Below are 24,219 nucleotides of genomic sequence, written 5' to 3'. Positions count from 1 at the left end.
TTAAGGATGCGATGACAGCCACCACTCCCACCGTGCCGGGTTTCACCGGGGACGCCGTCTACCCGGGCGATGCCCGCTACGACGAGGTGCGCCAGGTCTTCAACGGCCTGATCGACAAGCGGCCGCGGGTGTTGCTGCAGTGCCGCTCGCAGGACGACATCGTCGCCGCTGTGCGCTACGCCGTGGACTCCGGTGCCCAGATCGCGGTGCGCAGCGGCGGTCACAGCGTCGCCGGCCACTCGGCCACCGATGGCGGCATCGTCATCGACCTGACGCAGATGCGCGGGGTGCGGGTGGATGCGCAGGCCCGGATCGCCTACGTCGACGCCGGTGCCACCTGGGGCGACGTGGACCCGGTCACCAGCAGGCACGGCCTGGCCTGCCCCGGAGGGGTGGTCTCGACGACGGGCGTCGGGGGATTTTCGCTCGGCGGCGGCATCGGGTGGCTCTCCCGTGCCCACGGCATGACCTGCGACAACCTGATCGGCGCAACCCTGGTGACCGCATCCGGCGAGGTACTGACGGTCAGCGAGACCGAGAACGCCGACGTGCTGTGGGGCCTGCGCGGCGGGGGTGGCAACTTCGGCGTGGTGGCGCAGTTCGTGTTGCGCCTGCACCCGATCGACGGTGTGGTGGCCGGCGTGCAGTCCTACCCCGACGCCGACGCCGAGGCGGCGCTGCGGCACTTCCGCGCCCAGATGGACAACGCACCCGACCACCTGGCGTCCATCCTCGACTTCTCCACCGACCTCACGACGGGCCAGTCGCTGGTCAATGTGCTGGCCTGCTCGACGCGGACCGACCAGATCGGCAGCGACGACGTCAGCGCCCTGCTCAACGTTCGCGGCGTGGCGGCCAAGCCGGTGGTGGCCCTGCAGCACAAGCTGGACTACTCGACCTGGCAGCAGGCCCTGGACTACACGGCCCCCTACGGCTGGCTGAACTACTGGAAGTCGCTGTTTGTCACCGAGCTCACCGACGAGGCGATCCGGCGCATCGCCCTGCTGGGGCGGTCGCGGCCCTCGGCGCAGACCCGGCTGCACCTGATCCGGCTCGGCGGGTACGCCAGCCGGGTTCCGGAGGAGTCGACGGCCATCGTCGCCCGCCAGCACCCTTACATCATTCATTTGATGGCGACGTGGACCGACCCCGCCGAGAGCGCACGCTGCACGGCGTGGGCCCGGCAGGCCTTCGAGATCCTGCGGCCGCTGGGCCCGGACAGCGCCTACCTGAACTTCGTCGGCGACGAAGGACAGGACCGCATCCGCGCCACCTTCGGTGACGCCGGATACCAACGTCTCGCCGAACTCAAGGCACGCCTGGACCCGGCCAACCGGTTCACCTTGAATCACAACATCGAACCCGCGGCGGGGAACTGATCACTCAGTAGTTCTCAGTGTGTCGCCAACGCCGACACACTTTTACGCCAACGCACGGTGGGTATTGTTGTCCGCGGGGGAAAGGACGCAATGATGTCTGCCGCGCACGATGATGAGTTGGCCTTCGCCGGCGTCGCGCGCTTGGCGCAGTTGGTGCGCGCGCGGGAGGTGTCGCCGCGCGAGCTGGTGACCCTGTATCTGGATCGGATCGCCCGCCTTGACCCGGTTTTGAACGTCTTCCGCACCGTGATGGGTGATCAGGCGATGGCCGAGGCGGCGCACGTCGAGCAGCGACTGGCTGCCGGAGAAGCACTGCCGTTGGCCGGTGTGCCGATCGCGGTCAAGGACGACACCGACGTCGCGGGTGTTTCCTCGATGTGCGGCACCGGAATTGACGTCGGCCCGGCGAGTGCAGACAGCGCCGCGGTGCGACGGCTGCGGGCTGCCGGCGCGGTGATCATCGGCAAGACCCATCTCTCGGAGTTCGGCGCCTACCCGGTGAGCGAATCGGCGACTTGGGGAGTGACCCGCAACCCGTGGGATCTCTACCGGACCCCGGGCGGCTCCAGCGGCGGCTCCGCCGCGGCAGTCGCCTCCGGCATGGTGCCCGGTGCTACCGGCAGCGACAGTGGCGGCTCGGTCCGCATTCCGGCCGCCTGCTGCGGGCTGGTCGGGCTGAAGGGCCAACGCGGCCGGGTGAGCACCAAGGAGTCACCGGAGCGGGCATATCGGTTCCACGGGCTCAACCACATTGGGCCGTTGGCCCGCAGCGTCATGGACGCGGCCCTGCTGCACGACGCGATGACCGGACCCGAACCCGACGACGAGATTCCCTCGCCGCCGCCGGCGCCACCGCTGATGGAGGCACTGCTGGCGCATCCGCGACGGCTACGGATCGCGATGTCCTTCAAGCCTGTTGTTCCGGTGCCCGTCAGCGACGAGGTGCGCCGCCCGGTGCTGGAGACCGCAGAGTTGTTGCGCTCGGTGGGCCACGAGGTGATCGAGCGCGACCCGGTCTATCCGGTGATGGGGATCGCCGCAGTGCTCGCACTGTTCATGAACGGGTTCGCCCACGAGATCGAGCGGCTCCCGAAAACCGAACTGCTGGAACGGCGTATGCAGGCAGAGGCCCGAACCAGTCGGCTGGTGCCGGATTGGCTGGCTCGCCGGGCTGTCGCCGCGGAACCGCGGATCACCGCCCGCTCGCAGCGCAGGATCGCCGATTTCGACATCCTGATGACCCCGGTGCTGGCGATCCCGCCGGTGCGGGTGGGTTACTTCGAGGGACTCGGGCCGACCAGGGCGATGCTGAAGATGCTCAAGTTCATCCCGTTCACCTTCCCGCAGTGCTACAGCGGTCAGCCGGCCATTTCAGTCCCGACCGGGATCGCCGCCGACGGTGTGCCCGAGGCGGTGCACCTGGTGGCGCGGGCCAACGACGAGGCAACCCTGGTGTCGCTGGCCTGCCAGATCGAGTCGGTGCAGCCGTGGACTCATCGCCGGCCGCCGACCGAGTCGCTGCTGTCGCAGGTGGGTTGACGAGCCCCACCCGTTGACCGGAGTGCAACGTTCTACGTTGCGCCACTTCGGATGACGCCCGTATCCACCGAGGCGACAGGCGCCGAAGATGGTGCCCCGTGGGATGGCGAACTTCGGACCAGCGTGCGTCACGCGTAGCGATCAACGAGTCATCCTGGACGCCAGGCGCTTTGGCGTTGCTCGGCTAGCGGTTCGGTGATGGCGGCGTGTTTGGCGGCGATGACGTTGCAAAGTTCAGCCAGGGAGATGTCGGACAGATAGCGGCGGGTGACTTGCCATCCGTCGTGGGCTTCGATGACCGCGGCGGCGGCCAGGCGCAGGAACGCCCCCGGATTCGGGAAGATCTCCACGACGTCAGCGCGGCGCTCGATCTCCTTGTTGAGCCGTTCGATCAGGTTGTTCGACCAGAACTTTTGCCAGTTCACCCTCGGAAATGCGGTTAACGCCAGGACATCGGTATTGGCTTCGGCCATCATCTGCACCACCTTGGGAAATGGTGTCTGCTGCGTGAATGGGTGACATCTTGACCTGACCTACCCCGTGCAGCAGACCGTCCATCTCACCTATATCGATGTCACCACAACGGTATCGATATCTAGAGGTCCGTGAGGCGGGGTGCCCCAGCGCAGTTCCATCGAAAATTTCTCAAAAATACTGGCCGAGTACCGCCTCGACTAATGTGAACCGACGGGGGTGTCGCCACAAGGATTGATTATGCCACCAGTGAACTGATCGACCGCTCCGCAAGCGCCATCAAAAACTCTCTGCTGATTACCTTGACTCGGGTTCGCGATAGCGGCAGGGATCGCATCGAGCCCGCATAAAGCAAGAGATGTACCTGTCACCTGACTTATGCCAGGAATTTTCAAGTGGTTCAACTTGGCAGCTGCATCCGCCGAATCCGCCACGGGACCAAGTGCGTCGTAGGCACCTCTGAGTTTCGTGCAGTCGACAGGTGCAGCAACTTCTGAATCCGGTCCCGACTGGATATCATCGATAAGCGGACTACCCGGAACAGGTTGCAGTGGTGGCGGATTCAACTCTGGCGCCGCTGCAACCGGTTGCAGCGAAAAGCACGCCAAGGGCGGGTGATCTCTGTCCTGTACGACCTGCCTCTCCCGCGCGACCTCCGCAAGACCCTCAGGACTTGCCGCCCACGCTGCACGCTCCGGTCCAGTAAGGGGGCCCAATACCTTAGTATTGACAGCGTTTTGCATAGCCACGATTTCGGCAGTTTTTTGGTTGAAATACTGCATCTGAGCCCCTGGTACTGCCGGGTCATAAGGGCAAGGGATAAATGGCTCCGCCTGCGCGGGCGAAATTATTACGACACCGAAGCCGACAGTGGCCGCGGCCGCGCTAACTGTTGATAGAAGTTTCTTCATCAGTGGTAACCCCGTCGTCGAATCCAGCCAACATTCCCATATTACGAACTTCAAATCAACATAGTAGGTGGTTCGGGGTCTGCTATATGGGTAACGAGCGATGCTGGCTGCTTTGCGATTCGGCGACTACTCCTCTGTCGGTTCGGTGATCGCGGCGTGTCTAGCGGCGATGACCTTGCGTAGCTCGGCTATAGAGATGTCAGACGGCAGCGGCAGGCGACTTGCCACGGTGATCCGGTGAACCGCCGGGCGACCGCGACTTGAGACCGGCGTGGGCATCAGAGATCACCAAAGGCTGGCCGAGAAATCCCACCAGAATTCGAAGGACTCACTGTCGCCGACGGCGGGTGCCGAGCAGTTCACGGATGCCGTCGACGGAGGCGCCACGGTGGACGCCGTGACTCCCGATTTGCCGGTCGCGCCGAACAAGCCGATCGAGATGTCCTGGCAAGGCCGGCCCGGCCTGACTGATCTGGGCGCAGCTAATCCTCGTGGATTTCCTGGGTGATGCCGTTGTGGCCGGCGGCGCCGTCCGCACCGTTGCTCCCCGTGCCACCGTGGCCGCCCTGGCCGGCGGCGCCCCCTACTCCAGGAACCCCTGGGGCCACGTAAGCATCGTCGGGGCCGGGGGTCGTCGCGGGAACGCGGACAAAGACGTTACCGCCAAAGCCGCCGTCGCCGCCGGCACCGCCGTTGGTGCCGCCGGCACCGCCGTGGCCGCCGGCGCCGCCGTCACCGGCACTGTTGTATGGAAACGCCTGGTAGATCGGGTCGTCACGAAGTTCGGCCGGTAGCCAGCCAGCCTGGCCGTTGCCGCCAATGCCGCCGTGGCCGCCTGGACCACCGTCGCCGGTGAGCCCAGCGCCGCCGTCGCCACCGTTTCCAGCCGCCCCGAGCCCGTAACCTCCATATCCGCCAGCGCCGCCATCGCGTCCACCGTCGCCGCCGTTACCCCCGGTACCGCCACCAGTGGTGAGGCCGTAGCCTCCAGCACCCCCCGCACCGCCGGTGACGCCGCCGTTACCACCGTTACCGCCATTGCCGCCCATGACGATGCCGAAGCCGCCAGCACCCCCGGCGCCGCCAGTGGTGAGGCCATCACCGCCATCACCACCATCACCACCATGACCCGCCCTGCTCGTTCCGCCGACACCGCCGTTACCGCCGTCGCCGGTTGTGCTGTCGCCGCCGTTACCACCGTTACCGCCGTTACCGAATCCGACGTCAGTGACGGGGCGGCCGGTGTCGGGGTCGATGACCGGAAGGACGCCGCTGGTACCGCCGTTGCCGCCGTTGGCTCCGAGTCCGCCGTTGCCGCCGTCGCCGCCGTCGCCGAAGAGTAGTGCGGTGCCGCCGTTGCCGCCGTTGACGCCGGCGAGGGTGCTGTTCCAGCCGTGTCCACCGTCACCGTAGAAGAGACCGCCGTTACCGCCGTCGGGGTGTTCCATGGTGCCGTCGAGGCCGTTGCAGACGATCCCACAGAGGTCGTACGTGCCGTCATAGTCCACAAAGTGGTTCAGCGCTGCGTTTACATCGGTGAAGCCATCGCCGGAGTCGTCGACGGCGTTATTGATGAGCCAAAAGCCCAGGATGCCGTATTGGTCGTTGGTGAGTGCGGTGCCGCCGATCGCTTCGATCTGGCGGTTCCACTCGGCGATCTGGGCGGCGGTGAATCCGCCGGCGCCGCCGTCACCGCCGTCACCGGGGTTGACCCCGCCGTCACCGTCACCGTCGCCGTCACCGTCGCCGGGGTTGTTGCCGGGGTCGGTCGGGGTGACCGTGCCCGCTGCACCTGTTCCCCCGCCGAACAGACCCCCACCGCCACCGGCACCGGCGTGTCCACTGGTACCGGTTAGACCTGCAGACCCGGCGATGCCCTCGGGATCGGTGGCGGCGCCACCAAGCCCACCGGCTGCTCCGGCACCCGAGGCACCACCATTGCCGCCGGCCCCGTAGAGGAAGCCACCGCCACCACCGGCACCACCATTGCCGCCCACACCACCGTGGCCACCGTTACCGCCAGCCATGGTGCCCTCAGCACCGGCACCACCGACACCTGCACTGCCGCCGGCGCCGCCGAGTCCACCCGCGTTGAGGATGCCACCGTTGCCGCCGACACCACCGTTACCACCATTGCCGCCCACACCACCAGCGCCACCGTCAACACCAGCGAACCCGGCACCACCACGGCCTCCGGCACCACCATTGCCACTGGTACTGAACAAGCCCGCACTGCCCCCGGCACCACCGGCACCACCATTGCCACCCGCAGTATGCAGTGCACTGCCCTCACCACCATTGCCGCCGCCACCACCATGGCCGCCATTGCCGAACAAGGCCCCGCCATCGCCACCGGCGCCACCGGCACCACCATTGCCACCGAACTGGCCGTCCCCACCGTTGGAGCCGTTGCCGCCGTTGCCGAATAAGAATGCTGAATTGCCGCCATGCCCGGGTGCCCCATTGATCGGGCCCGACGCCTCAGCAGAACCCGGCAGCGTGGCTGCCGCCGAGGCCGCCAATAGCACCGCACCCGCACCACTACCGGGAATATCGGCGGCGTTGCCGGCGTCACCACCGTTGCCGAACAACCAACCGCCGTTACCCCCGGACCCGTCATAGCCGAACCCGGCGCCACCATCACCGAACAGCAACCCCGCATTGCCGCCGTCGTGATGCTCGGCGGTGCCGTCGACGCCGTTACCGATCAGATACAGCCCCGAGGCCTCGTTGATGAAGGTGGCGACCTGCGCACCCAGATCACTGGCCAGCCACGACTGAAGCTCGTCGTGCAACGGCAGGTAGATCAGCTGGCTGAAAACGTCCCCGAAATCGAACTCCGCCAGATCCAACCCACCCCACACATCACCAGCGGCAGCAGCACCCGGGTCACCGAAATCCACGCCCCAATCCCACACCTCCGCCGACGCCACTGGCACCGCCACCACCGGCGACACCCCAAACGCCAGAAACGCCACCACCGCACTGACCGCGCCCACCCCCCGACGACGCACACCGCGCCCCGTCACAGAAGCAGACGTGTACTTACGCGGCGACAGCGTCATAAAGGAACCCTCCCTGGGAAAAAACTGAAGAAAACATGACAATCACCAGGGAGACTAACAGCCCCTTTAGTACACCCACAACCTAAATTGCAGACCTACCTCCCTAAAACCAAGCAACCAGCCCACATACCGTGCAGCTGTCGACGGCATGACCCTTGGCGCCTGAGCCGCTTCCGCAGGCTGTCGATGCAGGTGGAGGCCCGGATTTGGGGATGGGTGCAGCACCGCGGCACCGCCCCGGCGACGTGCACCGCCGTCAGGCAAGCACCACGGCGAGCGCTAGGAAACCGCCGAGCACCACCACCGCGACGGCGTCACGCCAGCCCGGCCGGCTGGGGTGATCGGCGATTCGGCCGGTACCACCGCGGGCGGTGATGGCATCGCCTGTCTCGGTTGCTCGGCGCAGCGCGACCACCATGGCAGCCGTGCATAGGTCGACGAGTTCGGCACGCCGGGTCGGCTTCTGCGGTTGCGGGGGCTGAAGGCGGCGGGCAGCGGCCAGAAGCCGGAATTCTTCGGCCAGCATGGGCAACATCCGCAAGGCTAGAGAAGTGGCGACCGCGACTTCGTCGACGGGCAGTCGAAGCACCCGCAGCGGTCGGAGCAGCAGCGCTACCGCGGGGGCGATGTCGGCTACCTGGGTCGTCCACGAGGTGAGCGCGCCGAGGCTGATCAAGGCCAGCCCCAAGCAGGTGATGCGCAGGAACTCCAGGAACCCGCCAACCCCCATGGCTACCGGCCCGACGGCGATTTCCGGGGCGCCGCCGTTGGCGATCGTCAGCAGGCTGCCCACCGCGAAGATCAGCCAGATCCCGCGCGGTACCGACGGTATGCAGCGAAGCGAGATCCCTCCGAGGGCAGCGGTGCCGAGAGCCAGAAGACCTATCAGCCCAATCACCGACCAGGTGGGCGCGATGGTCAGCAATATCGATATAGCCAGCACCGCTATCAGTTTCGTGCCAGCCCAAAGGCTGTGGACAGGTGACGGCCCGGGAACAGGGCGCATCAGCATCAGCGGGCGGCGACTCACGGCTGCTGGCCCGGTTCGGTGGGCGTCAGTGTTCCCCGGTCCAAGCGCAAGGTACGGGGGCACAGCCGCAACATGCTGTCGGTGTCGTGCGATATCACCACCATGGCCTGCCCTTGACTGCGGATGCCGACGAGCAGGTCGATGAGATCGGCCTGGGCGTCGACATCCAGACCGGCCAATGGTTCATCGAGGATGAGCAGGCGCGGCGAGCGGGCCAGCAGTCCGGCCAGCGCAATTCGGCGCAACTGTCCCCCGCTGAGTCGATCTATCAGCACCCCGGCGATGTCGGAGTCCAGGCCGACCGATGCCAGCGCGCCGAGGATCTGTTCTGTGTCAGTGGCCGCCCAGCCCGCCAACGCGGCCACCGCCGCACCGGCATGACCTCGGTGAAGCTGCAGTCGGGCAGCCTGGAAACATAGCGCGACCGCGCCGACCTGCTCTGCGGCGGGGCGTCCGTCGAGCAGGCACCGACCGGCCGATGGCTCCAGCAGGCCGGCCATGATCCACGCCAAGGTGGACTTGCCCGAACCGTTGGCGCCGTAGAGCAAGATTCCGTCTCCGGAGTCGACACGGAACGAGACATTGCGCAGGACCGGTGTGGACCAGGGTGTTCCAGCGGCGTAGTCGAATGAAACGTCCTGCACATCGAGGATCGGTCCCCGGCCCGACACTGCCTCCAAGCCCACCCGCGGTACGGCGCGGGTGGGCTCGCGCTCACCGCCGGCGATAGCGACCACCCGATCGGCCGTGTTGGCTTCGCTGGGGTAGTGAGTGATGTGCACCACACCTAAACGGTGGTGTGCGGTGAGGCCGTCGAGGACTTTGAGCAGGGTCTGGCGTCCGGCTTGGTCGACCATGGTGGTCACCTCGTCGGCTATCAGCAATGCGGGCTCCCGGGCGAGCGCCGAGGCGACCGCGAGCCGTTGCAGTTCACCGCCCGAGAGTCCGGTGGTGTCCCGGTCGCCCATCCCTCCCAGGCCCACTTCGTCCAGCAGGCCCTCGACATCGATCTCGCGGTCGGGCGCCAATCCCCACACGACATCGTCACGGACGCGCAATCCCAGCACCTGGCTCTCGGGATGCTGGAAGACCAGCGCGGTGCCTCCCACCCGGCCAAGGCCTACTCCGGCCGGGCGTTCGACGGTACCGGTTGTCGGTGCCAGACCGGCCAGGATGCGCATCAGAGTGGACTTGCCGGAGCCGTTGGCGCCGGTCACCGCCACGTGGGTGCCCACGTCGACCCGCATTGTCACCGGGGCCAGGGCGTCACGATCGGCTCCCGGGTACCGATAGCCTGCGCCGGTTAGGACCGTCGGCAACGGCCCGGGTGCGCCCTCATCGGGGATGGACGGCAGCAGGTTCGCCGGCGACAGGTCCGTCACCGCCTCCAGTCGTCGCAGGACCGGGCTGAGCACGCGCCATCCGAAGGAAGTGCCGAAGACGACAATGCACCAGACCGAGATGCCGAGGAACCAGCCCCAGTGCACGCTCCACCCCGCTACGGCGGCCTCCAGACCAGCCGCGGCGCCACCGAGGACCGGCACACCGTGCAGCAGTGCCGCGAATCCGCCGACATTGGCGGCCACGGTATTCAGTACCACCGCACGCATGTCGGCCAGCGCCGCGAACACCCCCAGACAGATCTCGGCCATCGCCACGCCCCACACCACGGCGATGATCAACATCGTTGCCGCGCCACGCCCGCGGCGTTTGACCTGGCCTGTGATCACGCCCATGTAAGCTGCCGTCACCGCTGCCACCGCGGCGCCGAAACCGGCGATCATGAAACTGATCAGGCAGCTGACGGCGAACGCCACGCCAGCGGCCCGCAGGCGGTGCCGATAACAGAGCACCCCCATCGGCACCGCACCGAGCCAGCCGAAGATGACCGCACCCGGCAGGACCATCGACCCGATCGCGACGGCGGTCATCAGTGCCGCTGTCATGGCGGCCTGCGCCAACTCCGCCGGTTGCATACCGTGCTTGTGCCCAGTCGCGGTTGCCGTGCCATCCGCACTCATCGCCGGCTGCGGCTCTGAAAGGCGTGGACTCGCAACAGCCGAGTCACCGATCCGCGCTGAAGCGCACTGCCACTGCATTTTTCCTTAATAGTCCACCGACTAAGAATTTCCTAATCTCACGTCCATAAAAGTCGTCTCCACGACGCACGATGCCCACGGTGGCTGCAACGGACCACTCCGCACTCGGCGGTCAACCGTCTGTATCTCAGGTCAACCCAGCTAACCCAGATAGCCGTTGTCGCGGTACCAGTCGTGGGCGGCCCGAAGCGCGGTGCGGAAAGGCGTGAACGGCACCCCCAGCTCCTCGCGGGATTTGCTGGGATCGGCAAAGATCTCGGCTGTCGACAGCCTCATCTGGCGAGCGTCGATCGGCAGCCGCGGTCCCACCACGGCGCGGGCGACGCTGACTCCCGCCGCTGCCACCGGAATGAACCAGCGCGGCAACATCACCGACGGCCCACGCCGCCCGAAGAGCTCGCAGGCACCGGTGAACGCCTCGCGGAACGACAGGTTCTCCCCGCCGAGGATGTAGCGCTCTCCGATCCGGCCGCGTTCGGCGGCAGCGATATGTCCCGCAACCACGTCGTCGACCGAGACGAAGTTGGTGCCACCGGGAGCGGCGAACCACAGCCGGCCCTGCTTGGCTTCGACAAGCATCGCGCTGGCAATGCGGTTGACGTCGCGAGGCCCGATGACCACCGACGGGTTGACGATCACAACCTGCAGACCGGCCGCGGCGGCCTTGCGCAGCTCCGCCTCCGCGAGGTGCTTGCTGTGGCCGTAGGGGAACTGCCTGGGGCGGATGTTGAACTCGTCGGTCTCGACCAGCTCGTGACCTCGATCCGGGACCCCCAGTGCGGCAAGCGAACTGGTGTAGACGAAACGCTTGACCCCGGCGCGCGCAGCGGCGGTGGCCATGTCACGGGTGCCGTCGACGTTGGTGCGGTAGAGCCGGGTCTGAGTCCGGTAGCGCCAGTAGTCCGAGATCGCGGCGGTGTGAAATACCCAGTCGCAGCCGGCCATCGCCTCGGTGAGTGCGTCGACGCCGTCGTTGACGTCGCCGATCCGGGTCTCGCAGTCCAAACCCTCCAGCGCGGCCATCGGCGAGGTCGAGCGGCGCAACACCCGCACCTGCATACCCTGCTTCAACAGCGCGGCAACCAGGTTCGAGCCGACGAATCCGGTTCCCCCGGTGACGAATGCGCGCATGCCGATCAGAACCGGTAGGTCGTGCAACCGACCTCGACGCCCGAGCCGACCGCCATGATCAGCGCGACGTCGCCGGGCTTGACCAGGCCGCGCCGGCGGGCGTCAGCGATCTGGAAGGGCAGCGTCGAGGTGAACGGGTCACTGGTCTGGCCCTGCGCCTCCAGGTCGACGAACCGCGAGCGATCCACGCCGATGTGCGCGGCCAGCTCATCGAGAGCGGCACCGGGCAGGTACGGCGGGAACACCAGCGCGATGTCCTCGGGTGCCAGCCCCTCCAGCGTCAGCAACTCCTTGACCGACGACGGCAGACAGCTGACGTAGATCGCGGCCAGGTTCGGGTCGCGATCGATCCGCAGCCACATCCGGCCGTCGCGCTCCTGGGTGTAGGTGGCCAGCGCGCCCCGGTACTCCGGGTGGTGGCCGAAGACGAACCGGCCGAAGCCTTCCGGGCCGTGGCTGGGGCTCAGCATGATCGCCGAACCGGTCTCGGCGATGCCGTTACGCGGGTAGCCACTCTCCGGGGTGTTGTTCTCCACTTCGGAGGCCAGCACCATGGCATGCCCGGTCCGCCCGGCGCCGATCATGCCGGCCGCCACATGGCAGCCGTTGAGGAAACCGACCGCCCCGTTGAGAACGTCGAACGCGAAGGTCTTGGGGGCGTCCGCGGATTCCGGCTCGGCGTTGATCCCGACCTCGCCGGCTACCAGGGTGGCCACCGCCGGCTCGGACAGGAAGTCGTCGCGGTAGATGCCGGCGTGAATCACCAGCCCGACGTCGGTCCGCTCGACTCCGCTGTCGGCCAGGCAGGCGGTGGCCGCGTCGACCGCGAACTGGATGGAGCTGGGCGGCGCCTGCCCTTCGGAGGCCATGCCGATGCCTTCGATGCGCACCCGCGGCGTCGCCGGCAGTTCCCGACGGCCGCCGCCAGAGCGGCCGCTGCGCGTGCCGTGGGCCGCCTGGCCGCCCGCGGCCCGGCGCATCCGGTCGGGCAGGTCGTCGAACGTGTAGAGGCCGGTGCCGATGGTCTGTCCGGAGCCGGTGATGGACAGCACGACATTGTCGCCGGAATTGATCCGACCCGCATTGATGTAGTCGTACAGCGCGACGAAATGCGTTGTCGTAGCGGTGTTCCCACGCTCAGCGAGATTGCAGATGGTATTAGCCCGGCTTGCGGCACCGGCACCGAAGACCCGATTGATGGTCAAGATGGCGTCGTTGATCGACGCCTCGGAGGTCTGGTGCATCAGCAGCTGATCGGCCGTCTCGGGCCGCCAGCCGTGGCGCTGCATAACCGCCGCGACATAGGGAACCGAGTGCTTCACCGCGATCGCGGTCTGGGTGACCGAGTCGGTGACCATGATGGCGCCGCCGTGCGGGCCTTCGGTGGCCTTGGCGATGCACAGCTTGGCGAATTCGCTGAACGTGGCCAGGTCCAGGTCGTGGAAACCGACCCGGTCGTTGGGCCCGAGTTCGAGCACCGCAGCCGCGCCGGCGTCGCCGACGGTCAGGCAGGCCAGCCTCGGGTCCATCGCGCTTTCAATCTCCTGCTGTGCGGTTTCGGTGATGTGGCTGATGTATTCGCCACTGACCACCAGCGCGTTACGCACCAAGCCGGTCTTGAGGAAGTCCTGGGCCACACTGACGCCGGTGAACATACCCGCGCAGGCGTTGTTGATGTCGAAGCAGACGGCGCCCGTCAGCCCCAGTTGATCACGGAACTGCGACGCGGTGCTCGGCTCGAAGGTGAACATGTGCTCCGGGCCGTCGCAACGCGAGATGTTGCAGGCGATGACCAGGTCGATCTCTTCGGGGGCGTAGCTCGACCGTGACAAACAGTCGGCAATCGCCTTGCGGCCCAAGTCGATCGAGAACTCGTCTTGACCGGCCATCCGTCGGTTCTTGATGCCGGTGAGTCGCTCCAGCGGGATCTTCACCTCGTTGACGCAGTCCGCCAACACCTGCTCGGTGGAGACCGCCCGCGGCGGCAGATACACGCCGAGGCTCTCGATCACGATGTTGCGCGCCGGACCGTTCTGCACGGGCTTGATCACCGGTGCCGGTGCGGGTTTGGGCGCCGCAGCCGGTTGGGGCGCGGCCACCACGGGTTCGGGCTGCGCCGCAGGCTTCTCGGCGGTCTGCTCGGTCTTGGCGGCCCCGCCGATCGGACCGAACTCAGCTGCCAATTCGGCGATGGTGCCATAGACGAACAACGACTCCGGCCGCAGTTCCAGGCCGAGCTCCCCCACTCGCACTGCAACTTCCAGCGCCTGGGTCGAGGCGCCGCCGAGGGCGAAGAAGTCGTCGGTGACGCCGACCCGGTCCACGTCGAGCACCTCGCGCCAGATCTCGGCGAGCGCCTGTTCGGTCTCATCGCGGGGCGCCACAAACTCCACCGGTGCGGCGTCGAGGTCCTTGTCGAGGGCGAGCAGCGCCCGGCGATCCACCTTGCCACTGGCGGACAACGGCAGCAGGTCGGTGGTGTGGAACACCGCGGGAATCATCGCCGCCGGCACCAGGTCCAGCAGGAAGCGGCGCAGCTCGGCAGTGCCGGGAGCCGCCGCGACCGGCACGATGTGTGCGATCAGTTGGGTGCTGCCGGAGGCGTCTTTGCGTGCCACGACGGCGTTCTCGGCGATACCGGGGTGCTGGGCCAGTGCGGCCTCCACCTCACCGAGCTCGATCCGGAAGCCGTTGATCTTCACCTGGTCGTCGCGGCGGCCCAGGTACTCGATGTTGCCGTCGGGCCGGTAGCGGGCCAGGTCGCCGGTGCGGTACAGCGAAGCACCTGGAACGGAACTGAACGGGTCGTCGAGGAACGCTGCCGCGGTGGCCTCGGGCCGGTTCAGGTAGCCACGGCCCACGCCCACGCCGCCGATGTGCAGTTCGCCGGGCACTCCGACCGGAACCGGGTTGCCCGCCGCGTCCAGCAAGTGGATCGCGATGTTGGCGATCGGCCGTCCGATCGGAATGATCGGCTCGGTTTCCCCACGCACACAGTGGAAATGGGTGACGTCGATGGCAGCTTCGGTCGGGCCGTACAGGTTGTACAGCTCGGCCGGAAGCGCAGCGAAGAAAGCATCGCGCAGGTCGGCGGTGAGCGCTTCGCCGCTGCAGAACACCTTGTGCAGGCCGGTACAGGAGGCCGACTGGGGCTCGGCGAGGAAACGGCGCAGCATCGACGGAACGAAATGCATTGTGGTGACGCGCTGTTCGACGATGGTGCGCGCCAGGTAAGCGGCGTCTTTGTGCCCCTCGGGTTTGGCGATCACCACCCGGGCGCCGACCGTCAACGGCCAGAAGATCTCCCAGACGAACGGGTCGAAGTTGATCGGGGTCTTGTGCAGCACCCGGTCTTCGGCGGTCAGCTGATAGGCGTCCTGCATCCACAGCAGCCGGTTGCGAATGCCGGCGTGAGTGTTCAGCGCGCCCTTCGGCGCCCCGGTGGAACCCGAGGTGTACATCAGATAGGCCAGGTCCGCTGACGTAGCGCCCGTCTCGGGGGCTGTGGCTTCCTCGGCAGGCGCCGTGGACGGCTGGTCGAGGCACAGCCGGGCTCCGGTGAAACCCGTTGGTACGTGCGGCAAATTCTCGCGGTGCGTGACACAGACCGGGGCCTCGGGAATGTCGGCGAGCATCGCCTCCATCCGGCCGGTGGGCTGCGCGGGGTCTAGCGGCAGGAACACGCCGCCGGCCTTGAGCACGCCGAGCAGCGCGATCACCAGGTCCTCGGAGCGCTCGAGCAGCACCGGAACCACAGCGGGTCCCGGGCCGGCACCAACACCGAACTGGCGCAACCGGTGCGCCAGGCCGTTGGCCCGCCGATCCAGTTCGCCGTAGCTGATGTCGCGGCCGTCGTAGCTGACCGCCACGGCGTCCGGGGTGCGCGCGGCGCTGGCGGCGACCATCTCGTGCAGAGTCGAAGGGGCGGACTGGTAGTCGACCGCGGTGTCGTTCCAGGCCGCCAGCGCGGCGCGCTCGGCGTCGGAGAGCAGCGTCAGCTGCGAGACCGGGGCTTGCGCCGCCCCGGGCTGGGCCAGCCCGGTCAGCAGCAACGTGAAGTGCTGTGCCAGCGCCTCGATGGTCGCGGCGTCAAACAGGTCGGTGTTGTACTGCAGGGCAAGCTGAAGCTCGCCTTCCTGCTCGCCGACCTGCATGGTGATGTCGAACGGTGAGCCGCCCTGGCCGATGTAGAGGGTCTCCAGGTGCAGGACACTGGGGTCACCGGATCCCGCACCGTCTTCGAACAACCGGACCTGCTGCCAGGCGAACGACACCTGGAACAGCGGTGTGCGCCCGGCGTCGCGCACCGGCCGCAGCCGCTCGACGAGCAGCGGCAGCGGGTACTCCTGGTGGCCGATCGCGCCCAGCACGGTGTCTTTGACCTGCCCCAGCAGCGCAGCAAAGCTCGGGTCGTCACTGACGTCGACGCGCAGCGGCAGCGGGTTGGTGACGTAGCCGACCATGCCCATCAGCCCGGCCCGGTCGCGGCAGGCGAACGGCGAACCGATGACCAGGTCGTCCTGCCCGCTATAGCGGTGCAAAAGCACCGCGTAAGCCGCCAGCAGGGTCATGTAGGGCGTCGCTCCGACGGTCCGCGCCACCTGCTTGATCCCGGCGGTGACTTGGGCGTCGACGCTGAACCGGTGCAGCGCACCGTCGTAGGTCTGGATGGCGGGCCGCGGCCGATCGGTGGGCAGGGTCAGGGTCGGCAGTTCGCCGCCCAGCGTCTCGCTCCAGTACTCCCAGAGCCGCTCGCCTTCGGGGCCGGCCAGCATCCGGGACTGCTGCGCGGAGTAGTCGACGTAGCGGTCCGCGGTCGCTTCTGGCGCGTTGGCGCCGTGTTCGGCCGCGTAGAGCGCACGCAGCTCGTCGAGGATGATGTCGATGGACCAGAAGTCGACGGCGATGTGGTGCACCGTCAACAGCAGCACGTGGTCGTCCGGGCGCGCCAGCAGAGTCAGCCGCAGCACCGGGCCGGTGCGCAGGTCGAAGGGCCGGTCGATCTCGGCCTGGACCCACTGGTCGAGTTCAGACTCATCCGCACCGATGCTGTGGGTAGCGATCCGCAGCGGCCAGTGCGCGTGGACCAGGGCGACGGGCTGGCCGTCGCGTTCGGTGTAGGTGGTCCGCAGCATCGGGTGCCGGTCCACCAACGCCTGAGCGGCCCGTTCCAGGGCCGGCACATTCAGGCCGCCGTCGATGCGTCCGGCGTAGGCGACGGTGTAGGCCGCGCTGTCGGGCGCGAGCCGGTGCATGAACCACATCGAGCGCTGCCCGTAGGACAGCTCGTGCTCGGATGCCGCGTCCTGCGCCTTGGCCCTCAGCAACTGGGCAAGCAGCTCACGCTTTTTCTCCGGCGAGAGGCTGGAGAGGTCAGTGGGCACGTCCGGACGATCCGTCACGCGCTGCCCCCATCCTCGGCCATCATTTTCGCTAGCAGAGCATCCACTGCTTCATCGGAGAGCTCGGTGACCTGTGCCAGCAGCTCCATCTCCTGCGCGGACGCCGCCTCGGCGACATCCGGTGCAGCGGATTCTTCGTCAGCCACGGCCCGCTCCGGCGCGGCGGCCAGCTGCTCACCGAGCCAGCTGGACAGACTGACCACGCTGGGCCCGTCCAACAGCCGGGCAACGGGAACCACGATACCGAGCTCGCGCTCGACCTGGATACGAAGTTCCAGGGTGATCAGCGAGTCCACCCCGAGGCTGTTCAGCGGTGCGTTGATGTCCAGGCTGGCCGGAGCCAGGCCCAGCTTGCCCGCGACCAGGTCACGCAGATAGGTCTCCAGCAGCCGCTGGCGTTCCTGCGCGTCGGCGGCCTGCACCGCCTCGAACAGACCACTGCCGGACACGCCGACACCCTGCTCGACATCCGCCGTGACCTGCAGGTCGCGCAGCAGCGGTGACTGTGCGCTCGGGCGCCACCGCGACCAGTCGATGTCGAGCACCATCGCTTCGGTCGCGCCATCGGCCAGCAGTGCCGCCAGCGCCGCGAAGTAGCTCTCCGCCGACAGGCCTTCCACGCCGTAGTGCGAGAAATGCCGGTGCAGCTCCGAGTTGGTGAACATGCCCAACCCGGCCCACGGGCCGAAGTTGACGCTCAACGCCGGCCGTCCCGCCGCCTGGCGATGCCAGGCCAGCGCGTCCAGGAAGGCGTTCGCAGCCCCGTAGTTGGCGGCGCCGGGCGAACCCAGCACCGAGGCCGCGGAGGAGAACAGTACGAAGAAGTCCAGCTCCGCATCGGCGGTCAAGGTGTGCAGGTTCCAGGCACCTTGAACCTTGGGCGCCATCACCGAACGCAGCTTCTCCGCGTCCAGGCGCGCCAAAATCGCGTCGTCGACGGTGCCGGCTGCGTGCACCACACCGCGCAGCGGCGGCATCGAGGCACCGATGGTGGCAAGTGCCGCGGCAACGTCGGCAGACTTGGTGACATCGCCCTGGGCGATGGTCACCTCGGCGCCGGCGGCCCGTAGGCCCTCCAGCGTCGCCTGCGCCGCCGCCGAAGGCGCACTGCGGCCCATCAGGACCAGGTGGCGGGCACCGCGCTCGACCAGCCAGCCGGCCACCTCGCCGCCGACGGCACCGAGCCCGCCGGTGACCAGGTAGGTGGCATCAGCACGCAGCGTAAGTTCGCTCGGCTGCGCCGACGGTGCCGCATGGGGCTCCAGCCGGGCGACATAGCGGCGCTGACCGCGCAGGGCCACGTCCGTCTCGGAGTTGTCCGACCAGATCTCGCTGAACAGGCCCCGCAGTTCTTCGGGGCCGCCGTCGACGGACAGGTCGACGCCGGTGGCGTGCAGCTCGGGGTACTCATGGTCGATGGAGCGTCCCAGCCCCCAGACCGGAGCCTGCGCGACGGACAGTGGGCCGGACTCAGATTCTTCCCACCCGGCTGGCTGGGCCCCGCGCGTCACCAGCCACAGCCGTGGCGACTCCGGCCAACCGGCCAGCGTCAGCGCCTGGATCAGGTGGACCACACTCAGCGATCCGACGTCGGTGGCCGTCGCCAGCGACGCTTCGGTGGTGTCAGCCGACGGTGCGGTCAGCAGGTTCCACAGGTGCACCACGCCGCGGCAGTGCGGCCGATCGCCGCCGAACGCGGCGCGCAGCAGCTCGGCGAAGTGCTCGGGCCGGGCCGGGTCTACCCGGTAGCTGTCGGCGCTCACCCGTTGAATCTCGGCCAGCCCAACGACCGGCTCCACCAGCACGCAGGACTGCGACTGCGCCTCGAGGTGGTCGCGCAGGCTGTCGGCGACCGGGCCGTCGGACAGGATCAGCCAGCTGCCGGACTCGGCGGGTCGACCCTCGCCGTCGGTCAACGAGGCCGGCTGCCAACGCATCCGGTAGCTACGGCCGCGCGGGTCCACCGGAGCGGTGCTGACGGCCGGGGCATGCGCCTGGTCGGCAGAAAGGGTGCCGGTGGCCAGCAGCGACCAGTCCGCACCAGCGCTGCCGTAGCAGTCGAAAGCGTCTCCGGTCAGGGCGAACTGCACGGTGCGCGCCTGATCCAGACCGTCTCGCAGGGTCAGCTCGGCAACCGAGCGGGTGCCGGGACCGAACGCGACTTCGGCCGCGGTCAGTGCCAACTCGCTCAACTGCTCGGCCGACAGTGCCGTCACGGCCGTGATGTCCACCTCGGCCAACACCGTCCCAGGCTGTGCGGCCGACCGGATCGGTCCGCGCCAGCCGCCGCCGTTGCCGCCGGCGCCGCCTCGCCGCGGCGCCGCGATGGAGCCGGCGTTGAGCCAGGAGTGCACCCGCTGCCACGGGTAGGTCGGAGCCGGAACGCAGCGGCTGCCTTGCGGGTAGATCTGCTCCCAGGCCACCCGGTGCCCGAGGGTGTAGAGAGTGCCCAGCGAGCCGAGCATGGTGGAGCGGCCACTGAAAACCCCGTCGTCGCGGCGCATCGAGGGCAGCAGGGTGGCGCTACGGTGCAGATGCTCGGCGTCCTCGCGGGCTCCGGTCAGCAGGATGGGGTGCGGGCTGAGTTCGACGAACGTGTTGTGCCCGGTCTCGAGCAGCCGCCGCAGCGCCGGCGAGAACCGCACCGGCGAGCACAGGTTCGCCACCCAGTAGTCGGCGTCCAGCAGCCTCTCGCCCACCAGTTCCCCAGTGACCGTCGAGTACATCGGCACGGTCGGCACGGTCGGCTTCAGCTTCACCAGGCTGCCGCGCAGGCCGGCGCCGAGGGCCTCCATCTGCGGGCTGTGCGAGGCGACGTCGACATCGATCCAGCGGCAGAACCGATCCCGCTGCTGCAGTTTCGTCATGAGCTGTTCGAGCACCTTGCGCTCGCCGGCGAGCACCGTCGATCGGTGGCTGTTGCTCGCCGCGACGGCCACCTCGCGCTCGTGGCCGGCGATGAGGTCCTGCGCTTCGGCCATGGTGGTCTCGGTGACCATCATCGCCCCGCGGCCACGAACGCCGCGCAGCATCCGGGCACGGGCGCAGATCACCCGGGCGGCGTCATCGAGGCTCAGCGCACCCGCGACATGGGCGGCCGCGGCCTCGCCGAGGCTGTGTCCGACCACCGCGGCGGGCTCGACGCCCCAGGACCGCCACAGCGCCGCCAGGGCCACCTGAATCGCGAAGATGGTCGGCTGCAGAATGCCGATGTCTTTGAGCTTGGAGCGCTCCTCGGGACCGTCCTGCGCGGCCAGCTCCTTGAGGATCGAATGCCCCAGATGCGGGAACAGCGCGTTGTCGCAGGCCGCCAGGGCGTCGGCGAACACCGGCTCGTCGGCCTGCAGCTGTCGTGCCATGCCGTGCCACTGCGAACCCTGGCCGGAGAACACGAACGTCACGCCGGGGCCGGGTCGGCTCGGGGCGCAGTGCCCCACCGACAATCCGGGCCGCGATTCGCCCTGCCGGTATGCCGACAGCGATTCGAACATCGCCGCCGGGGAGTCCCCGACCACCGAGAGCCGGTAGTCGTGGTGGCCGCGGCGGGCACCGGCGGTGTAGCAGAGGTCGGTCAGCGCGGCGCCGCCCATGAGTCCGCCCGAGAAGAGCGCCATCTCGTACTCGCCGACCAACGCCGTCAGCGCCTCCGGCGATCGTGCGGACAGCGCCAGCAGTTCGGCGCGCGGTGCCGCGGTGTCGTCGTGGTAGCTGCTGCGGGCCTGTGGGGCCTCGGTGAGCACAACGTGGGCGTTGGTGCCACCGAACCCGAACGAGCTGACCCCGGCGATCGCGCGGCTGCCCGACGGCCACGGGGTCAGCTTCTCGACCACCTCCAGCGGCAGGCGGTCGAATCCGATGTGTGGGTTGGGCTCGGTGTAGTTCAGGCTGGCCGGGATCTCCCGGTGCTGCAACGACAGCGCCACCTTGATCAGGCCGGCGATACCGGCGGCCGCCTCCAGGTGGCCGATGTTGGTCTTGACCGAGCCGACCAGACAGCGACTGCCCTCCGGCCGGCCTTCGGCCAGCGCGGTACCCAAAGCGTTGGCCTCGATGGCGTCGCCGATCGATGTGCCGGTGCCGTGCGCCTCGACGTACTGGACCGCGCCGGCCGGCAGGCCCGCCCGGCGGAACGCCTCGGCGACCACACCCTCCTGCGCCCGCCCGCTGGGGGCGATCAGGCCGTTGGTCCGGCCGTCAGAGTTGGTGGCACTGCCGCGGATCACCGCGTACACCGGGTCGTTGTCCTCCAGCGCCTTGCTCAGCGGCTTGAGCACGACCACTCCGGCACCCTCGCCACGGACGTAGCCGTCGGCGTCGGCGTCGAACGTCTTGCAGCGGCCATCGGGCGCCATCACCCGAGCCTTGCTGAAGTTGATCGCCAGCGCCGGCGACAGGATCACATTCACTCCGGCGGCCAGCGCCATGGAGCACTCGCCGTCGCGCAGACTGCGGCACGCCAAGTCGACGGCCACCAGCGAGGACGAACAGGCGGTGTCGATCGACATGCTCGGCCCGTGGAAGTCGAACGTGTAAGACAGCCGGTTGGCGGCGATGCTCAGCGCGTTGCCGGTGCCGGTGTAGGCGTCGACGAGCTGCGGCTGGCCCAGCCGCAGGAAGCCGTAGTCGTTGGTGGAGATGCCGACGAACACGCCGGTGCGACTGCCGGCCAGCTCGTCCGGTACCTGACCGGCGTCTTCCAGCGCCTCCCACGCCACCTCGAGCAGCAGCCGCTGCTGCGGGTCCATCTGCGCCGACTCGCGCGGCGAGATCCCGAAGAACTGAAAATCGAACTGGTCGACCTGCCCCAGGAAGCCACCCCGCTTCGTGACCGCGGTTCCTGGAACCGACGGGTCGGGGTTGTAGAAGGCGTCGACGTCCCACCGGTCGGCCGGGACGTCGCTGGTGGCGTCCGAACCGCCCGAGAGCAGCCGCCAGAAACCCTCGGGACCGTCAGCACCCGGGAAACGGCAGCCGATACCGACGATCGCGATCGGCTCGTCGGCGGCCGGCCGCTCGGTGCTCTCAGTGGCGGCCCCGGCACCCGGAACCGCCGGAGTTTTCGCGGCGACCCGGGCCAGATGCGCCGACAGGATGTCGATCGAGGGGTATTCGTAGGCGATGGTGGGGACCAGCTCGAAGCCCAGCCACTCCTCGAGGGCGCTGGAGAGCCGCACCGCGTGGATGGAGTCCAGTCCGTAGAACGCGAACGGTTTGGCCGGGTCGATCTCGGCGATCGGCAGCTCGAGGTCTTGGGCCAGCCGCTCGATGAGCCAGGCACTGATCTGGGCCGCACTGTGGGCGCCCGGCTGGGCCTGCGCCGCCACTGGGGCCGGTTCGAGCTGAGCCTCTGGCTGCGCCGCGCCGGCCGCCGACGGCCACTGGGCCACCACCGGCAGCTCGCCGTCGAGGTATTGCTGTTTGCAGGCGCTGCGCTGGATCTTGCCGCTGGAGGTGGTGGGTAGTTGCAGCGGCTGGACCAGCACGACGGCGTGGGTGCGCACCGAATGGTTCTGGGTGACCGCGGTGCGGATGACCTGCATGGCCTCGTCGGCCTGCTCGCCGGCCAGGCGGCTCGGGTCCACCTCTTGGACCACGACCAGTTGCTCGGCCGCGCCCGGTTCGGGGGCGATCGAGAACACTGCGCCGCGGCCGCGCAGCAGCGCCGGGTTGGTGTTCTGGACGGTCAGCTCGATGTCGTTGGGGTAGTGGTTGGTGCCGCGGATGATGATCAGGTCTTTGCGACGTCCAGTGACGAACAGCTCGCCGGAATGCAGGAATCCAAGGTCGCCGGTGCGCAGGAACGGACCCTCACCGGTGTCGGCCAACGTCGCAGCGAACGTCTCCGCGGACAGCTCGGGGGCGCCCCAGTAACCGTGCGCGACGCTGCCCCCGGACACCCAGATCTCGCCGACCTGGTCGCCGGCGCACTCCAGCCGGGTCTCGGGGTCGACGATGATCACCCGCTGGCCACCGCGCGGCTTGCCGCACCCGACCATGGTCGCCACGTTGGGGTCGTCGGCAGCGACGTCGATCACCCGATTGTCGCCGAGCGCGACCCGGTCCACGTGCTGCACCATCGGCACCGGCAGGTCCGAACCACCCGACACCAGCAGGGTGCCCTCGGCCAGTCCATAGACGGGGTAGAACGCCTCGGCCCGGAAGCCGGACGGCGCGAACAACTCGGCGAACCCGTCGAGGGTTGCGGTGCGCACCGGTTCGGCACCGCACAGCGCCACCGACCAGTTGGACAGGTCCAGTGCGGCCCGCTCCTGCGGGGTGCTCAGCTCGACACACAGGTCGAAGGCGAAGTTCGGCGCGGCGGTGATCATGGCGCGGTGCCGCGAGATGGCCTCCAGCCACCGCATCGGCCGCTTGATGAACGCCGTCGGCGGCATCAGGATCGAATTGCCGCCGACATACATCGTGCCCAACAAACCGCCGATCAGGCCCATGTCGTGGTACGGCGGCAGCCAGAAGACGCCGGTCACGTACGGCATGTCGGGGTTCGCGCCCCAGGCCTCGGCGATGGTCGTCAGGTTGTGCACCAGGTTGCCGTGGGTCAGCACGACGCCCTTGGGCGCACTGGTCGACCCCGAGGTGTACTGCAGCATCGCGATGCTGTCACCATCGATCTGCGGTTCCACCCAGGACGCCTCGCTGCTGGTGACGTCGCTGTCGATGATCGTCCAGCGCAGCGCCTGGCCGCCGGGCAGGCCGTCGATCGCGGGCTTGATCTTGGATTCGATCTCGCTGGTGGTGAGCGCATAGCCGGGCTTGACATCGGCGATGATCGACTCGACGCGCGGCAGCAAGTGTTCGCGCATGGGCGGATGCACAGGGATCGCGATGGCTCCGGCGTACAGACAGCCGAAGAAGCTGGCCAGGAAGTCCAGCCCCGGGGGACACAACACCAGCACGCGCTGCCCGGTGGCGCCCTGACTCTGCAGGTCAGCGGCGATCTGGCGGGCACGCCGATCCAGTTCCCGGTAGGTCACCTGGCTGATCTCGTTCTCGTCGCCGTCACGCGAGAAGGTGAACGCCAAGTTTTCGCCGTACTTCGCCGCGCGCTGCGTCAGCAGATCAACCAACGTGCGCAGGGTGTGCACTGTGCCGTCCGGCCCGCTCATCGATCGCGTCTCCCGTGTAACTGACGAAGAAGGGTTCTGGATGGGGCCCAAGGATTCCGTAG

General features: G+C 68.1%; 8 protein-coding genes and 1 pseudogene. 2 read left to right on the top strand and 7 right to left on the bottom strand.

What is annotated here, in order from left to right:
- Positions 1 to 11: 11 nt before the first annotated feature.
- Together RCP37_RS02580 and RCP37_RS02575 are read left to right on the top strand one after the other, a co-directional pair.
- Entirely contained in the window at positions 12 to 1,379 is a 1,368-nt protein-coding gene (locus RCP37_RS02580) for an FAD-binding oxidoreductase (RefSeq protein ID WP_308485487.1), read from the top strand.
- Between the two features lie 93 nt (positions 1,380 to 1,472).
- Entirely contained in the window at positions 1,473 to 2,918 is a 1,446-nt protein-coding gene (locus RCP37_RS02575) for an amidase family protein (RefSeq protein ID WP_308485486.1), read from the top strand.
- Positions 2,919 to 3,067: 149 nt separating this feature from the next.
- On the opposite strand, the pseudogene RCP37_RS02570 reads toward RCP37_RS02575, so the two are convergent.
- The 7 genes and pseudogenes from RCP37_RS02570 to RCP37_RS02540 all read right to left on the bottom strand — a co-directional run.
- A pseudogene (locus RCP37_RS02570) lies at positions 3,068 to 3,412 on the bottom strand (transposase); the annotation flags it as partial.
- Positions 3,413 to 4,785: 1,373 nt separating this feature from the next.
- Positions 4,786 to 7,317: a PGRS repeat-containing protein gene (locus RCP37_RS02565; RefSeq protein WP_308485485.1), complete on the bottom strand. Its 2,532-nt coding sequence runs from the start codon at positions 7,315 to 7,317 to the stop codon at positions 4,786 to 4,788.
- A 307-nt stretch (positions 7,318 to 7,624) separates the two neighbouring features.
- The gene (locus RCP37_RS02560; protein ID WP_308486906.1) at positions 7,625 to 8,380 is read right to left on the bottom strand and encodes an energy-coupling factor transporter transmembrane component T family protein; all 756 of its coding nucleotides are present in this window, start codon (positions 8,378 to 8,380) and stop codon (positions 7,625 to 7,627) included.
- A gap of 14 nt (positions 8,381 to 8,394) precedes the next feature.
- On the bottom strand, positions 8,395 to 10,374 hold the full coding sequence (locus RCP37_RS02555; protein WP_308485484.1) for an ABC transporter ATP-binding protein: 1,980 nt from the start codon (positions 10,372 to 10,374) through the stop codon (positions 8,395 to 8,397).
- Positions 10,375 to 10,638: 264 nt separating this feature from the next.
- Positions 10,639 to 11,628: an NAD-dependent epimerase/dehydratase family protein gene (locus tag RCP37_RS02550; RefSeq protein ID WP_308485483.1), complete on the bottom strand. Its 990-nt coding sequence runs from the start codon at positions 11,626 to 11,628 to the stop codon at positions 10,639 to 10,641.
- Between the two features lie 5 nt (positions 11,629 to 11,633).
- Positions 11,634 to 17,030 (bottom strand): non-ribosomal peptide synthetase, encoded by a 5,397-nt coding sequence (locus RCP37_RS02545; protein WP_308485482.1) that lies wholly within the window; start codon positions 17,028 to 17,030, stop codon positions 11,634 to 11,636.
- Complete coding sequence (locus RCP37_RS02540) at positions 17,027 to 24,157, bottom strand: type I polyketide synthase (RefSeq protein WP_308485481.1); 7,131 nt, start codon at positions 24,155 to 24,157, stop codon at positions 17,027 to 17,029. The genes RCP37_RS02545 and RCP37_RS02540 overlap by 4 nt, the downstream gene beginning before the upstream one ends.
- Positions 24,158 to 24,219: the final 62 nt, after the last annotated feature.

Origin of the sequence: Mycolicibacter sp. MU0102 (assembly GCF_963378105.1) — a bacterium.
GTDB classification, from domain to species: Bacteria; Actinomycetota; Actinomycetes; order Mycobacteriales; family Mycobacteriaceae; genus Mycobacterium; species Mycobacterium holstebronense.
This window is presented reverse-complemented; position numbering and strand designations above follow the sequence as displayed.

Coding starts and splice junctions, on each gene's coding strand:
- RCP37_RS02580 (WP_308485487.1), top strand. CDS start 12: ATGACAGCCACCACTCCCACCGTGCCGGGTTTCACCGGGGACGCCGTC.
- RCP37_RS02575 (WP_308485486.1), top strand. CDS start 1,473: ATGTCTGCCGCGCACGATGATGAGTTGGCCTTCGCCGGCGTCGCGCGC.
- RCP37_RS02560 (WP_308486906.1), bottom strand. CDS start 8,380: ATGCTGATGCGCCCTGTTCCCGGGCCGTCACCTGTCCACAGCCTTTGG.
- RCP37_RS02555 (WP_308485484.1), bottom strand. CDS start 10,374: ATGCAACCGGCGGAGTTGGCGCAGGCCGCCATGACAGCGGCACTGATG.
- RCP37_RS02550 (WP_308485483.1), bottom strand. CDS start 11,628: ATGCGCGCATTCGTCACCGGGGGAACCGGATTCGTCGGCTCGAACCTG.
- RCP37_RS02540 (WP_308485481.1), bottom strand. CDS start 24,157: ATGAGCGGGCCGGACGGCACAGTGCACACCCTGCGCACGTTGGTTGAT.